Raw genomic sequence first — 14691 nt, forward strand, 5'->3', positions numbered from 1 at the left:
GGCGGAATGGCAGAATGGCTATGCAGCGGATTGCAAATCCGTGGATCTCGGTTCGACTCCGGGTTCCGCCTCCATATACGCTTTAGCAATACCAGCTTGTTATTATTAACAAGTATCCCCCCGATGCCCGGGTGGTGAAATTGGTAGACACAAGGGATTTAAAATCCCTCGTTCGTAAGGACGTGCCGGTTCAAGTCCGGCCCCGGGCACCATTTCAAGATTCAGTACAATCCAATAACATCCATTATATATCTACACAACAGTCAAAACGTGGCCTTCAAGTCTAAAACGGTCTATCTACGTCTATTGTCATCCTGACTAATGTGGTGCTATAACTGGTGCTACCTTAATTTAATTTGAATTGATAGCACCATTAAAAGCGTTGTTTGGTAGCACCAATTCGAATAACTGGATTATGTAGCACCATATGTCACTTACCGATATTAGAATTAAACAAACTGTTCCATTAGATAAAGACTTATGGCTTTCTGATGAAAAAGGGTTACGTCTATTAGTTAAGAGCAATGGTTCTAAATATTGGCGTTTGAAGTATCGCTTTCAAGGAAAGCAAAAAACCTTGGCCGTTGGTGTTTATCCAGAAGTATCTCTTAAAGAAGCCCGTAATATTGTTACTGATGCTCGTCTTTTACTGAAAAATAATATTGATCCAAGTACTCATAAGAAACAACAGAAGCAAGTCAGTAAAGTAGACGAGGAAATGTTGTTTTCCAAAATTGCTTTTGATTGGTGGCAAAAACAAAAAGGGAAATGGAAGGAAGGGCATGCCGATAGAGTTTGGACTAGGTTGAATGACAATGCTATTTCCAAACTTGGAACTAAGCCAATTAATGAGATAACACCTCAAGAAATTATTACAGTAGTTCAATTGGTTGAAAGTAGAGGGGCGCTAGATGTCGCTCAACGAGTTTTACAAGATATTAGACGAGTATGCCGTTTTGCTGTTCAGTCAGGATTATTGCTTACCAATCCTGCTAGTGATCTTACCGGCATACTAACGCAACGAAAACCTGAACATAGAGCTTCACTACCAAGAGAAGAATTACCAATATTTCTAAAAGACTTGGACGGTTACACAGGACAGGGGCGTTTACTCACTAAACTTGCTATAGATTTACTTATCTATTCATTCGTTAGACCTGGGGAATTACTCGGAGCAAAGTGGGAAGAATTTGACCTAGATGAAAAGCTATGGCGAATACCTGCTGAACGAATGAAAATGAATACAGAACATATTGTTCCATTATCTGAGCAAGCTATCGATACTATTAAGTTACTTGAACCAATAAGTGGACGTTTTGAGTTCTTATTCCCTTCTGAAAGAAACCGATTTAAACAAATGTCAGATAATACAATGCGAATGGCAATATTTAGGTTGGGCTACGATGGTGAAACCAAAGGAAAAAGTAAAGCTAATCCACATGGCTTTAGAGCAACAGCATCATCTATTTTGAATGAAACTGGTTTTAATCCAGATGCCATTGAAAGGCAACTTGCACACATGGAGAGAAATGGCGTTAGAGCTGCTTACACCCATCACGCAAGATATTTAGAAGAACGAAGAGAAATGATGCAGTGGTGGGGTGATTACCTTACTACTCTTCGTTCTGGCGCTACAGTTACCCCCATTTTTAATAAACGTGCGTAATTAAATTAAATATTCGCGGGAAGTTATTAAGATTTTTTGTAATAACTCTTTAATTAATAAAATCGCTAAATAGAGAACAAATAATGAATCAATTTAAAGTAAATCAAGAAATAGAAAATACTTTTGGAAAGTTTAATGAGGCGTACAAAATATTGGAGATTTTAAAACGATCTGTAAATGACGTTTTTATAGATTCGCTTGTTATCGGTGCTAGTCCTAATGCTTACGACTTATTAAAAGAGTTAAATTCAAAAATCTACAAAAACGTACCTATTAGTAACGTTTTTTATGCGTATAAAAAGCTATTAAAATTTGACCAAGATTTAATCGACTACGTTCATGATTTAGACAAGCTTGAAAATGCAGAAAGGTTTCCGTCTAACTACGTGCAAGCATTATATGGTGTTACTGAATTAACTCGCTTGTCTGTTTTGCTAATGGAAGAAGCAATAAATTATCAAGATGATAAAGCAGCCTAGAAATAAAACCATGAATCAATTTAAAGTAAATAGCGATATAACGGACGCTTGTATTAAGTTTAACCAAGCCTTTCAAATATTATTATTAATTCGTAAGTGTTCAAATATTCGTTACTCGATTGAGCATTTTTCCACTTTATATGGCGCATCTAGTTTTTGCGAACAAGCCGTTACATTAATGGAATCGGGGATTAACCATAAAGAAGCCGAAGCGGCTTAAGTTTTACTAACTTAGTCTAGGGTAGCCCCCGAAAAGACAATCCCCAATTGTTCTGGCTAAGTTACTTTATTTGGGTTCCGTAGGGGTACGGTATGTCTAAACATAGTTATCCAAAATGGATACCACTGAAGTTTATAGATAATTTAGATTTTCAAATTAAAGCTTGGAATCTTCAACTAGGAGACTATGACCTACCGAATGACAAGTATTGCAATGATATTTTACGAAAAATGCAATCACATCCAGATCATTTTGCTGTTAGGCAAATACAAGAGAGATTTTGTAACCATAATGATCTTAATGCTAAAACATTTTGGTGTGAATTCAATTTTGTAAATAAGTTGAGCATGTATTCTTTGGTTGGAGCTATGGTGAAAGGACTAAGTAGCAAAAAATATAAAACCGAACTGATGCCCCGCGATGAAAGGCAGAAATTTAAAAATAGGATTTCCGCCACTAGTGAAAAACTTCAGGAACTTGTGGCTGACTCGCCCTTTGAACATGCACTTGTGTTAAAAATGGCAAATTTAGCTAACTCAATAATCAGCAATTTGCAAAGTCATGGAGTTGCTATCACTAAAGCTGTTGAAGACGACATATATTCGAATTGTTTTTCAGGCGTAACAGTTAAAACAGTTTTAAAAGAGTTGAGTCAAGCTGAAGAGCAGCAAGTATTGGCCCGAATCGGTCAAACACCTGTCATTTTGAAAAAACCAAATGATAAAGATTCAAATAGGGCGCACTTTGCCCAAACTATGACAAATTACTTTGGTGATAAGACAGGAGAGGCCCAACAGGAAGCTGTAAGAGTACTTTGCCTTATTTTTTACCCCCATTTACAGGAGTTTTCAGATCCAGACTTAAAGAGAATTGCCCCTTGGCCCCCAAAACTTTAAATGTTTTTTTGTGAGCATCCTCTTGAATAATTTAAGTTAAATATGATTTTCAATTTTAATTTCAAAAATCCCAACTTACACAAAAATTAGATAATAAATAACCTTCTCGTTAATAGACGCAATCGGTGTCTATACACTAACGGAGAAGCTAATGAACGCTCAAAACTTCAGTACAAATTCAGATCCTATTTTGCGTATTACAGGTGTTGAAAAAGAAGTAGGCTTAAAGAAAAGCACTATTTATAAACTAATAAAACAAAATGAATTCCCTCAACCAATAAGCCTTGGCGCTCGTGCTTCAGGCTGGCTTTTGTCTGAGATTAACCAATGGAAGCAAAACCGGATAGCTTTATCAAGGGGGAATGATAAATGCTAAAACCTAACCATGCCTACTTAGTTGTTAACGGTATGAGTAGCGCTAATAGAATTATTCAATCTGATAGCCTTGGAAAGCCCTTAAGAGTTGTTTTTGAATTTAAACCAAATGATATAACAACGCTAAATTGTGGTTTTGAGCCAGAACAAATTTATACAGGCCCTAATACTCAAAATACTATTTTTGTTAGAAGAGAACACACCATACATAACATTTCTAATAAATGGCCTCACAGTTCTATTTTTGTTTGTCCTCGCTGCAACCTAAAAACAGATATGGTGGGGAATATATGAGTAAACCTGATTTTAAAGGTCTTGCAGCACTGGCCTTGCCACAAATGGCTAATATTTTAGATAGGTATTTACCTGGGGGGAAGTATGACGGTAATGAATATACCGTACTTAATCCCATTAGAGCCGATAGCACTGCTGGATCTTTTAAGATAAATGTTGCTACGGGTATATGGTGCGATTTTGCCACTGATGACAAGGGCACTGACGCTACATCATTACTAGCGTACGTGATGAATACAACTCAATTAATTGCTTACAAAGAGTTGTCCAATTACTTAGGGACTGGTGGACTTGATGAACACAAGCCACCAGCCAAAAAAGCAAATAAAAAGCCTAAATGGGATGCTGTTACACCAATACCTAAGACGGTTGAGGTTCAATGCCCTAAAGAGCATTACAAACTTGGCAAACCTAGCCATGTATGGGAATACCGCAATCAATCAAGCGAGTTATTGCTAAAGGTTCTTAGGTTTGAATCTATTGTTAATGGTGATCTTAAAAAGGAATTTAGACCGCTGACATATTGCCTTTCTAGTGAAGGCCGTAAAGAGTGGCGCTGGATTTCCCCATTTACTAAGAAGCCTTTATACGGCTTAGATGAGCTTGCCAAAAAACCTGATGCTGTAGTGGTGCTTTGTGAAGGTGAAAAAGCCGCTGATGCTGCCAAAGTGTTATTTCCTAATTTTGTATGTATGACGTGGCTTAACGGTGCAAATGCAGAGAATAAGGCAGATTTTGCACCGCTGAAAGATAGAACGGTACTAATTTGGCCTGATAACGACAAAGCCGGTCAGTCATGTGCGGCACAATTAATCACTTTATTAAAAGGCAACTACTGTAAAAAAGTAGTGCTAATTGATTTGGCAGGCTTTGAGCGAATACCCAAAACCGACGAACAAGGAAGGCCTTGCTTTGGTAATAAGGCTATCTGGCCTGATAAAGCGGACGCTGCGGACGCATTAGCATTAGGCTGGACTTCTGATCACATCAAGTTACTAAAAGATAGAAAACAATTATTTATCCAAGAGGCTGCAACTACCTCAGCCGCCACAATAGACCCGACAATACCCAAAGGTTTTAGGTTAGGCCCCAAAGGCGTTGAAGCGCTTATTAACACCGATGAAAACGGCAATGAAGTCTATAGGCCTATATGTTCGCCATTAAAGATACTAGCCAGAACATTAGATGCAACAGGAACGGGCTTAAATTGGGGAGTATTAGTAAGTTTTAACGATTATGACGGTGAAGAAAAAACGTGGAATATTCCAATGAAGTTATTTGCTACAGATAACGGGACTGACATTCGTAAAGGCTTATTAGATAGAGGGTTGCGGATTGAGGCTATAAGAGACGCTAACCGCAAAGTATTGCAGTATATCCAAGCAAGCGAACCTGATAATAGAGTTGGGTTAGTTTCTAAGCTGGGATGGCATTCAGATGCCTTTGTATTACCTGATTCGACTATTGGCAAAACAGACACCCCTTTATTGTTTGATAGTGAGTCGGTAGCACCTTGTAAATTGTCGGTATCTGGTAGCGTTTTAGAGTGGCAAAAATATGTAGCGACTTATTGTTCAGGTAATGACTTAGCTATTCTTGCTGTGTGTATCGCATTTAGTGGGCCACTGGTGGGGATGCTTGGCTTATCAGAAAACATTGGCTTTCACTTCTATGGGGATAGCTCATTGGGTAAGTCTACTTTGCTTAACGTGGCTTGCTCTGTCTATGGCAACCCAAACGAATATAGAAAAACATGGAGAACAACAGACAACGCATTGGAAGGCATTGCCGCCACTCATTCTGATATGTTATTGGCACTGGATGAATTAAACCAAGTCGACCCCCGTATTATTGATAACGTGGTGTATATGCTTGGTAATGGTAAAGGCAAAAACCGTTCTGGCTCTGATTATAAAGGGCAGTCCTCTTTAAGTTGGAAACTGGCTTTTATTTCCAATGGTGAGAAGACTCTAGAGCAGTATTTAGGCGAAACAGGGAAGAGTGTAACAGGCGGTATGGAAATGCGTTTTATTGCTGTCTACGCAAGCCCACATGAAGACGAACAAACACGAAAGCAATTAGGCATATTTAACGACAGTAAAGGTTTTGCTGGTGGTGCTGATTTATCAGACCATTTGAGAAAAGCTGTCAATAAATATCATGGTGTAGCATTTCAAGAATTTATCAACAAATTAGTGACGAGCGATAGAAAGGCTATTACTGATTTTCTACATGACGGTATTAGTAAATTTAAACAAGAAACCTTAGGCCCAAATGCTAACGGGCAAGTAGGTAGAGCAGCCGAAAAGTTTGCTGTAGTAGCTTTAGCGGGTGAATTGGCTGGTAGATTTGGCCTTACCGGTTGGAAAGATGACGAATGTAGAAATGCTGCTAAGAATCAATTTAAAGCTTGGCTAAATAGACGAGGCGGTACGGGGAACATTGAAGAAATGCAGATCCTTAAGCATGTTGCCTCACAAATAGAATTGTTTGGTGAAAAGTACTTCAGGAGATGGGACAAAAGGAATAGTGACAACTCAACAACCATTGATGAACATGTACCCAGCCGCAATGAATTATGGGGCTTTAGGATCACCGAAGAAATTAAAAGTATGGTTGATGGTAATACAACAGAGCATGTTTATTTAGTGACTAAACAAGCCTTTGAAACTCAATTGTGTAAAGGCTTTGATCATAAGCGCGTGGCTAGATTGTTACGCTCTGAAGGTATACTTATATTGAGGGATTCAGAACTACAAAGAAACCGACTTTGTACAAGAGAAAAATTACCTGGGTATGGAAGCAAAGCACAACAGGTATACAAGTTTAAGTCATCATCATTAACTACAGTTATAGACCGCTTCAGCGGGGTTAAAGGCGAATGAAGTTAGGTTTATTGGAATTAGCCAGAAGCCAACATAAGCTTTTTAGTAAATAAGTGCTGCTCACAGCAAAAAGTGAACTTTCGGAATCTACAAATAACACAGCGCTTCTGTTCGCAAACCCTCCTGTGGTCACGCCCATATGTGAGGCTAATATTCCGCATAGCGTAAAGCCAGACCAAGCGTCTAGTTTACCGTGTAGAAAGCTACGTCAGATTTCTTATCTGAACCGAATGCGTAGGAGAGCTGGCACCCAATGTAAGATGAGTTGATATTATTCAAGCGCATATTCGCTGAATTAGGAACATCTAAGCCCCATCCACTAGATGTTTGCAGGCCGCCCGGCATAACCAAACTCACATGGCCATGGCCTGCACCGTTAAGCCACGCCGCAATAACTGGTTTTCCAAGTTCCGCTTTATTTCCAGCTAGTGTTAGAACACCTTGGTCGTCGCCATTGCCAATATGTGTCCAGCCATCGAACTCGTTGTTAGCTAGTTTATTTGCGATCTCGTTGGCCAGATAGTACTCATTTGCATTTTTCTTCTTGAAGCTATTGATGCCGTATATTTCAGTCACAGCTTTACCGACAAACCAATTGCAAGCAGTTTTATCTCGTAAAGTATACTCGTTAACATCAGTAGTATCTATACACTGAAACAACTTACCGAGATGCGTAACAACCCGACTATATTCATCACTGCGTTCCCATAGGGTAGGGGCATTCCGTTCGCATTTGTGTGCAGCTGCTTCCAAGGCTAAAAAGATGGGTAAAAAAGCTAATGTCATCTTTGTAATAAAATTCATAATATACTCCTACTTTGAAAATTTAGTTTTACTGAAAAATCTTGGCGACACATTGGCTTTTTAGCTTTTTTCGCCATGTGTTGTAGTCATTTTTGAAACTACGTTCATCGTTGATCATGCTCATTAAGCATGTTGCGTTATCAAGCGATGTTTTTGCATTTTCGATGTCCGATCTTGTACGCACGATCATTAACGCTCTCGCCATCTCTGCAAGTAGCGTTGCCAAACGCTTTGTCGTATTTTTAACTTCATCCTTCCGCTGAGAATTATTCATATTAAGTACACGATCTAGAACCTTTCCAACAAGAATGATTCCTGCTCGATAATAATTAGCAGCTATCTGAATATCACCTGCGTTCATACGGGCTCTATTTTCAAGGAAACTGTTGGCCCCATTGACATATATGTCAGCAATCGTCTGCGCCGCAGCGAGTGTGCAATTCCCATTATTCGGATCAGCACAGGTTTTCTTGGCTGTTTTGAGCGAGTCGCCAACCATCTGTTGCACTTTTTCGTAGCGACCTTGTTTTGCATATGATTGCATTAGTGCAGAGTTAAGTTGCGTTACTTGATAAGCATCCGTATGCAGCGCTATAGAGCCCTTGATTACTTCAATTACACGCTGTTGGGCACTTTCAGCCCCGTTTTCAACCCAGGTACTCATTTGGTCCGCAAAAAACTTTTGGACGGCTTTACGATCGCCACTGGAATGAAGAAGTAATGGGTCTAGTGCAACACGTTGTTGATAATGTTCTGGTATCAGCGAGTTGATATTCTCCAACTTTCCTTGATTTTTGATTTCAGTTTTTAAAACGTTTTTCCTTTCTGTACTGATTATTTCAGCTGTTTGCATTCGCAGGCCACCAGAAGAGCAGTAGCGAGGTCGGCCCGGTGAACATGGCGTACGATGAATACCACCTCCAGTATAACTTTTGACGTAAGCGTGTACAGATGCGGCTTCTAAACGATTCATTCTTTTGTTATAAGTGATCTGCCATGTATTGGGATTATTACCCTTGAATACTTGTGGATTGCCAACGACGTTACCAGCGCTATCCACAAGATAGACTTCGATTTCAAAAGCAGTGTGATCCTGATGATTTGGGCGCGCTCTATTTTCATACCAACATTTTAGGCCGAAGTACTTACATCGACGTACTTCATAGTGATGATGATTTACGTTAACACTGCCACTCATAGTAAACTTAACTGTTTCACCGGGATACACAAGTACCGCTGGAGAAAGTGATACGAACTGAGCATTACCTGGCAGAATATTGACCGTACCGGAATATGTAGTATTGGCATGGCCCATCTTTGAGAATGTTGATAGTAGAAAAATGGAAACGGCTAATAATGCTTTAAAGAACGTATTTTGAGATTTCATTTCCTGACTCCCCTTTATTGGCTATTTTCAGCAAAACATGTGTAGCTGGAACGCTGATTTTCCGGGAGACTCACAATAGTCAAAAGCTCTTTATCACTGCACTGCCTGGTCCGGCCAAGAAATTCGTAATCAGTGCTGGTCACTACCGGGTCGATTGTTGTAGTCGTCGACTTCGGAGTTACACATTTGAGGGATTGTAGACGTTTTAAGGAAGGGTATAGATATTTACTTTTAATATTGAAAGAAGCTATTGCATCGCGGCATATATAGGATCGAGTAGTAGGATCATACTTTAGCGCACTGATTGTAATGTCACTTTCAAAATAGCAGCTGTAGCCTTTTCCGTCATCTGAACTCTTATCATAGCTATGATCTTCGAGTTCACACTCTTTTCCTTTAGTCAGATATTCAATGAAGTCTTGTTCATAGCGAATGTCAGATGGTTGTTGGTATGTGTAGCTAATTTGAATCTCAAAATCATCTACCTCTTCAATGCTAGGGCCATCCATGATGGTTAAAACATAATTACCCATAACACCGTAACCCTCAAAGTTACGTAGTGCCAACAATTCGGTAATATCGTTTTGTGTCTGGAAGCGAGTTCTAAGTGCTCTAATATCAAATACAGCTTCGTTACTAGGTGGCATCATGCTAGAGGGCAAAAGCTGCTCATCCACCATCGTGTATTGCAGCTTGTCTTTGTCGAATAGAACGACTCTTGAGAAACCGGTATGGCGCACATCAACACGATTGCCAGGTAATGTACGCCCTTTCTTGTCAATCGCCACAATATTAATGTCTAGTATTCGCGCATTCACAACCGATTGCGGTATCAGCCGCTGCTCAGGAGTGAGTGAAAGCAGCATTTCGATTGTTCCGTCTCGGGAGCTTTTTGTTTTCCAAAGACGAAAATCCTGCTTAGCTTCACGGCCTTTCAAATCAGCAAAAAGCTTAACGGGAACGGTTGAACTTATCTTCCCTAGCTTACCGTCCCCGGGCTTACAACCGTAGTCTGCACAGTAGTTTTCAGCCATCGTAATTAACTGTTGCCAGTGATTGAACAAATAATAGGGACTACTTTTGGTGCTTTCTCCATCGCGGTTCAACCAAGTGAATAGCTGGATCTCACTATCAAGCGCTAACCTCACATTCCTTGGATCTTCGGTGATTCTTCCATTAAAGTATCCGGCATGCCCGACACCGGTACTCCAAAGCGCAAGTGATCGGTCAAACGCGTTAAAGCGCTCACGCATTAGCTCGGCAAGGTAGAAGAAATAGGGACGATAGAGAAATAACAACTGCCGTATCTCTGCTAGATCACTACTTCTATTATTAATTTGCTCATTGAACTCAGAAAGCTGTGTGCGTGCGGCATTTCTCAAGGCCACTGCACGATTGCGCTCCAGATCTGCAAGTGCTGCCCCTCTGTCAGCCTCCGTGATCGATCGGGTTATTTGTTCATGCTCCGCAATAGTATCGGTCAGGCGTTCTGAATAGTCCTCCATGAGGTCCTTATTTGCATCCATACTTGCCCAAGTCTGACCAAGACTGAGAGCAACACCAGCGCCTGGTAGCGCACTGTTTAGTGCCGTTTGTAATGCAAGGTTGGCTTCAGGACTTAAACCCGTATCACCGGGAGATGCATAATTGTTCGTGTCACTGGAGCTAGGAAGACTACCGCTTGAAGATTCAACAGATTGTAATGTTTTTACGGTCCTAATTTGCTCAGGTAGGACCTCTGCCGTCTCAAGCATCTCATTAGAAACTAGCATTTTCGCAACTTCACGGCGTCCAGCATCCTGAATTGAGTCTTTGAAGATCTCTTTGTCTGATTCTATTTTTCGCCATAACTTCTCATTATCAGATCTTGATAAACGAGACTGGATATCTTTTAGAGCTTCCTTTGGTCCATCGATAGCATACTTAATACGTGCGACGGCTTCTTTTTCAAGTTCTTTCCCAGTCGTTTCTTTGAAGTTGACGAAGAAGGCATTGATTTCATCGACGGCAAGGTTTTTCTGTTTGAAATATTGATTAACAAGCCCTTCGGACAAGAATGTACCGACACCTTCAACGGAAATATGCCCTCCCTCTATCTTGATCAGATTTCGATCTTCCCTTGAAGTGCGCGGTTCATTAGCGAGGCCACCGAACTCATACTTGAGGCGTTTTATAATTGCGTCCCTTTGTGAACGCTTATAGCCGCTGCTTTCTACCATTGCTATTAAATCTTTGACTGGCTGGCTCGACATCAACCAGTGCTGGTCGAAAGAGAGAAGAATATCTATTTTCTTTTTGTCATCATCGAGGCCTTTGATAACGTCCTCTACTGTAGATTGAAGATAGGCAAGATTCTCAATCGGTATCCCTTGTCTGAGCTTGTCTTCGATTTCTTTTTTATACATATCAACACGTGTAAACTCAGAAGTGATTTTCTCATTTAGATCGTCGAAATCATGGATGGCTTTATCAACAATATCTTCATATTTCTTTAGCTTACTCAGTCGAGTCTTGATATCAGTTGTTTGAGCAATTCGATCATAGGCATCTTCAAGAACAGCCTCTACTGGCATAACATCTTTCACTAAACGATCGATTTCGTTACGTACTTTACGATTTTTGAGAGCAAGTCTAAGAAAGTCGTCCGCCCGTTTTTTTCCCAGCACCTTAGAAAACTCTGCAGTCCTCTTGATGTCAGATTCGAGCTTTTCTCCGACAGTAATGATCTTTTTGACATCCTCGTTACCATACTTCGCTGCTAGCTCCTTTATGGCCTCACTATCACCATCAATTGCCTTTTTAACTTGATCGTAGTCGTTTTTGTACGCTTCGACCTCCTCAATAGTGTTCTGAACATCATCGATAGTTTCGGCGATTGAAGCTACCAGCTCGCTCGATTCCGCAAACTCCTTCGCGTAACTTCCCGCTGCGCTAAGAACTTGATCTTTTACATAGCTCTCTGCGAAAGTCTGTAGATCACCAGAAGCAAGAGCTTTTATGTCCGTTACAGGTAGACCGGAAGCCGAGGCAATGCCAGATTCTATTAGCGCTACGGCACTTTTATTGAGGTTTTCTTGTGCTTCTGCCAATTCGTCGATTTTTTTGGCGTATTGGTCAATCTGATTTTGCAGTAGTTCTTTTCGCTGCTGGTAATATTGGCTATCGGAAGAAAGTGCGCTAGTTTGGTAGCTTGAAATTTCTGAGTTTATTTGTTCTGCTTGAATCTGGCCCGCGATATAAGCAATTTCTACATCGACATCTTGAGCTTCGAATGTGGAATTTGCGAAGCGTTCCTGCAAACGCTCAATCCTGTCAATTGCATCTGACATTCTGCGCTCTAGAGCGCGCAGCTTTACAAGTTCCTGGTGCGGTGTCGTCATCGACATTGAACGATACCCGCCTAGAAACGGCAATCCTCGGTCAAGGAGGCCAAGACGATACTTGATATCGGCCTGGAGTAAGTCAATGGTAGCGAGCTCATTTTTATCGATTTTGTCTCGCTGTAGTAGTAGTTTTCCGCCTGAGTTTGAAAGATCGGCACCATCACATGCATCGGTTCGTCGGGAAGATGAACCTCTAGTTGGTGCCTTAAAGAATTGTTGAACCTGCTCGCATGCCTTGAGGTATTCTGTCCGAATCTCAGCATACTCAGGGCACACTACTGCAGAAGAAAAATTCACATCACAGTTGACAGTAGAAGTCAGGTATCTCTCATCAGCGGATAGCTTTAAAGCCAATGCATATTCTAATAGAACCGCCAGATAATCGATATCGCGAACCGAAAAAGCTTGCATCAGATAAACGTCGATATAACCAACCTTCGACGTTACTTCTTTGGTGGCACGAAATGCTATTCTGTAGGACGCATTTGTAGGGATCGCAGATGAACCGTTTGCTGACGAAATTGTTAATACATTCTCATTTTCTGAGGATACAGCATTAGCAATTGTAAATTGGCTAGTATTATGTATTCTTCCTGAACTGTCCTTCACTTCAGCCAAAGTAATATCATTGACATACTCGTCAATTACGACGCTAAAACTTATTTTCTCTGGAGTGATTTCACTGACTTGTTCACGCAATCGGACGGAGCCGCCTTTACTTGAGGCAAGCAAGGTATCTGGAGACTTATAGCGAAATGTTAGAGGAGAAATAGATTGTTCTTTTCTGTAAGAAAGATTATATGTACCGTGACGATTAGGCGCCTTATCATTATCGACCACGAGTATGACGGCTTCTTCTGGTACAGATGAGGGCCAGTCATTATCCATGTCATTCTTTTCGGCCTTACACAGCTGCTTCTTTGGTTGATTACCTTTTCCGTAGGATAAATCTGAATCATCGATATTTACTATATAACAAAAACCCGCTGTGTTGTTTGGCATTTGGTATGCAACATTAGCGTTTGGCAAAGCGGTACATGATTTTACCGTTGTTACATTGCTGATTACATCAAGTTTCGCATCTTTACAAGGCTCTACCGGCAATCCTTCCAAATTACCATTTTGAGCAATAACGATGACAGGTATCATTACGAGAGTAAGAACGAGCATACGCATAAACATCTTCCTTTATGTTACTGGTACTACGTTGATTAAATTTTATACTAAATATTTAGGTAATGTGATGCAAGTTATTTCCAAGTCATTTCTATACATATTTGGCATCATGCTGGGTAATTCAAGAAATAATCTAAAACATAGGAAAATCAAATGACTTCAATGATTGGGTATCCAATTTTCAGAAATGTGAAAATAATTAGGGGCAAACTTTTTGCAAATGCTAGTGTCAGTTTGGCTCTAACGTTACTATGAGTTGGAGAGAAACTGACATGGAATGGTGACACTCGCTCTATCGTTGATATGTATAGCAATGTGGGTTGATTAAACAATTAATAAAATACTTCATCGCGCTCTAGTTATTTAGCACAAAAGAACGATTTAGTAGTATAAATTATGCATAGACACTGTCAGAGTGTTCAATGTTTCTAAAAGTTTGGATGGATTATTAAATATTTAGCAGCTTAGGCCAACAAAGGTTTTTGAACACCCTCTGAGGTTTAAGAAACGAATGTCTATGTCTCGCCAAACTTTCCAACTCGCAAGCCCAAGGAACGTTTTACGCACTTTACTGCAGTTTAAACGTTGAAATATGAACGTCGGCTTTTGGCACATTGCCGACCACTATCAAAGAAATAACTTTGATTTTAATAGACTGTAATAGTGCAAATATTTGCACTATTAATTATTCCTTTTACCAAAAGTGAAAACTGGTATCTGCTTGATTTTATTTAATATTACTGGTTAATTTGCACTGGTTGCACTATTTGCACTTTAAAACAGCGGGGCTAATAGCGCACCCCTGACCCCACTATAAAAAATCACTTGCGGCCCTTGGCCTTGGGCTAACAAATAATAGATCTAATCAACAGATTATTAGTTAACTTACCTAGCCATTAATGAGTCGAATGTTGTTGATAAGTGATATGGCTTCAATTACTTATTTGAATAGTGAGTTATGTTGTCTAAGTACCACGCCTAATTCCCTAAGGTACTTTGAAGGGTTTAAGGAACACGGGGTAAATTGCCGCATATTTTTAACAGCTATAAGTCTTACTAAGGGGGTTATATTTTTAACAATGAGCCTAGTTAAACTTAGCTGACCATTTTTAGATCTATTATGAGT

10 protein-coding genes and 2 tRNA genes are annotated in these 14691 nt (G+C 40.1%); 9 read left to right on the forward strand and 3 right to left on the reverse strand.

Annotation, left to right across the window (positions count from 1 at the left end):
* From ACSHXM_RS17565 to ACSHXM_RS17605, 9 genes are all read left to right on the forward strand, one after another.
* Positions 1–74: transfer RNA gene (locus ACSHXM_RS17565), tRNA-Cys, on the forward strand.
* Between the two features lie 51 nt (positions 75–125).
* A tRNA-Leu gene (locus ACSHXM_RS17570) sits at positions 126–212 on the forward strand.
* A gap of 215 nt (positions 213–427) precedes the next feature.
* Positions 428–1666 carry a tyrosine-type recombinase/integrase gene (locus ACSHXM_RS17575; protein WP_435690899.1) on the forward strand — a complete coding sequence of 413 codons (1239 nt, stop codon included), beginning with the start codon at positions 428–430 and terminating at the stop codon, positions 1664–1666.
* Between the two features lie 83 nt (positions 1667–1749).
* A complete protein-coding gene (locus tag ACSHXM_RS17580; protein ID WP_435690901.1) occupies positions 1750–2145 on the forward strand; it encodes a hypothetical protein in 396 nt (131 codons plus the stop codon).
* 10 nt (positions 2146–2155) lie between these two features.
* Positions 2156–2365: a hypothetical protein gene (locus tag ACSHXM_RS17585; RefSeq protein ID WP_435690903.1), complete on the forward strand. Its 210-nt coding sequence runs from the start codon at positions 2156–2158 to the stop codon at positions 2363–2365.
* 92 nt (positions 2366–2457) lie between these two features.
* Positions 2458–3261, forward strand: coding sequence for a hypothetical protein (locus tag ACSHXM_RS17590; protein WP_435690905.1), 804 nt, complete (start codon positions 2458–2460; stop codon positions 3259–3261).
* A 151-nt stretch (positions 3262–3412) separates the two neighbouring features.
* Positions 3413–3637 carry a helix-turn-helix transcriptional regulator gene (locus ACSHXM_RS17595; RefSeq protein ID WP_435690907.1) on the forward strand — a complete coding sequence of 75 codons (225 nt, stop codon included), beginning with the start codon at positions 3413–3415 and terminating at the stop codon, positions 3635–3637.
* On the forward strand, positions 3631–3930 hold the full coding sequence (locus ACSHXM_RS17600) for a hypothetical protein (RefSeq protein WP_435690909.1): 300 nt from the start codon (positions 3631–3633) through the stop codon (positions 3928–3930). Before ACSHXM_RS17595 ends, ACSHXM_RS17600 begins: the two co-directional genes overlap by 7 nt.
* Positions 3927–6815, forward strand: coding sequence for a DUF927 domain-containing protein (locus ACSHXM_RS17605; protein ID WP_435690911.1), 2889 nt, complete (start codon positions 3927–3929; stop codon positions 6813–6815). The genes ACSHXM_RS17600 and ACSHXM_RS17605 overlap by 4 nt, the downstream gene beginning before the upstream one ends.
* 183 nt (positions 6816–6998) lie before the next feature.
* Here the strand turns inward: ACSHXM_RS17605 and ACSHXM_RS17610 are convergent, their stop codons facing one another.
* Genes ACSHXM_RS17610 through ACSHXM_RS17620 form a run of 3 tightly spaced genes read right to left on the reverse strand, consistent with a single transcriptional unit; the run spans position 6999 to position 13565 of the window.
* Positions 6999–7619 carry a hypothetical protein gene (locus ACSHXM_RS17610; RefSeq protein ID WP_435690913.1) on the reverse strand — a complete coding sequence of 207 codons (621 nt, stop codon included), beginning with the start codon at positions 7617–7619 and terminating at the stop codon, positions 6999–7001.
* A 28-nt stretch (positions 7620–7647) separates the two neighbouring features.
* The gene (locus ACSHXM_RS17615) at positions 7648–9006 is read right to left on the reverse strand and encodes a hypothetical protein (protein ID WP_435690915.1); all 1359 of its coding nucleotides are present in this window, start codon (positions 9004–9006) and stop codon (positions 7648–7650) included.
* Between the two features lie 14 nt (positions 9007–9020).
* Complete coding sequence (locus tag ACSHXM_RS17620) at positions 9021–13565, reverse strand: hypothetical protein (protein ID WP_435690917.1); 4545 nt, start codon at positions 13563–13565, stop codon at positions 9021–9023.
* Between the last annotated feature and the right edge of the window lie 1126 nt (positions 13566–14691).

The sequence above is a fragment of the Paraglaciecola sp. genome, from assembly GCF_051252315.1.
Taxonomy (GTDB): domain Bacteria; phylum Pseudomonadota; class Gammaproteobacteria; order Enterobacterales; family Alteromonadaceae; genus Paraglaciecola.

Bases quoted from the DNA above. Each gene is read 5' to 3' on its own strand.
- ACSHXM_RS17575 (WP_435690899.1), top strand. From the start codon at position 428: ATGTCACTTACCGATATTAGAATTAAACAAACTGTTCCATTAGATAAA.
- ACSHXM_RS17580 (WP_435690901.1), top strand. From the start codon at position 1,750: ATGAATCAATTTAAAGTAAATCAAGAAATAGAAAATACTTTTGGAAAG.
- ACSHXM_RS17585 (WP_435690903.1), top strand. From the start codon at position 2,156: ATGAATCAATTTAAAGTAAATAGCGATATAACGGACGCTTGTATTAAG.
- ACSHXM_RS17590 (WP_435690905.1), top strand. From the start codon at position 2,458: ATGTCTAAACATAGTTATCCAAAATGGATACCACTGAAGTTTATAGAT.
- ACSHXM_RS17595 (WP_435690907.1), top strand. From the start codon at position 3,413: ATGAACGCTCAAAACTTCAGTACAAATTCAGATCCTATTTTGCGTATT.
- ACSHXM_RS17600 (WP_435690909.1), top strand. From the start codon at position 3,631: ATGCTAAAACCTAACCATGCCTACTTAGTTGTTAACGGTATGAGTAGC.
- ACSHXM_RS17605 (WP_435690911.1), top strand. From the start codon at position 3,927: ATGAGTAAACCTGATTTTAAAGGTCTTGCAGCACTGGCCTTGCCACAA.
- ACSHXM_RS17610 (WP_435690913.1), bottom strand. From the start codon at position 7,619: ATGAATTTTATTACAAAGATGACATTAGCTTTTTTACCCATCTTTTTA.
- ACSHXM_RS17615 (WP_435690915.1), bottom strand. From the start codon at position 9,006: ATGAAATCTCAAAATACGTTCTTTAAAGCATTATTAGCCGTTTCCATT.
- ACSHXM_RS17620 (WP_435690917.1), bottom strand. From the start codon at position 13,565: ATGCGTATGCTCGTTCTTACTCTCGTAATGATACCTGTCATCGTTATT.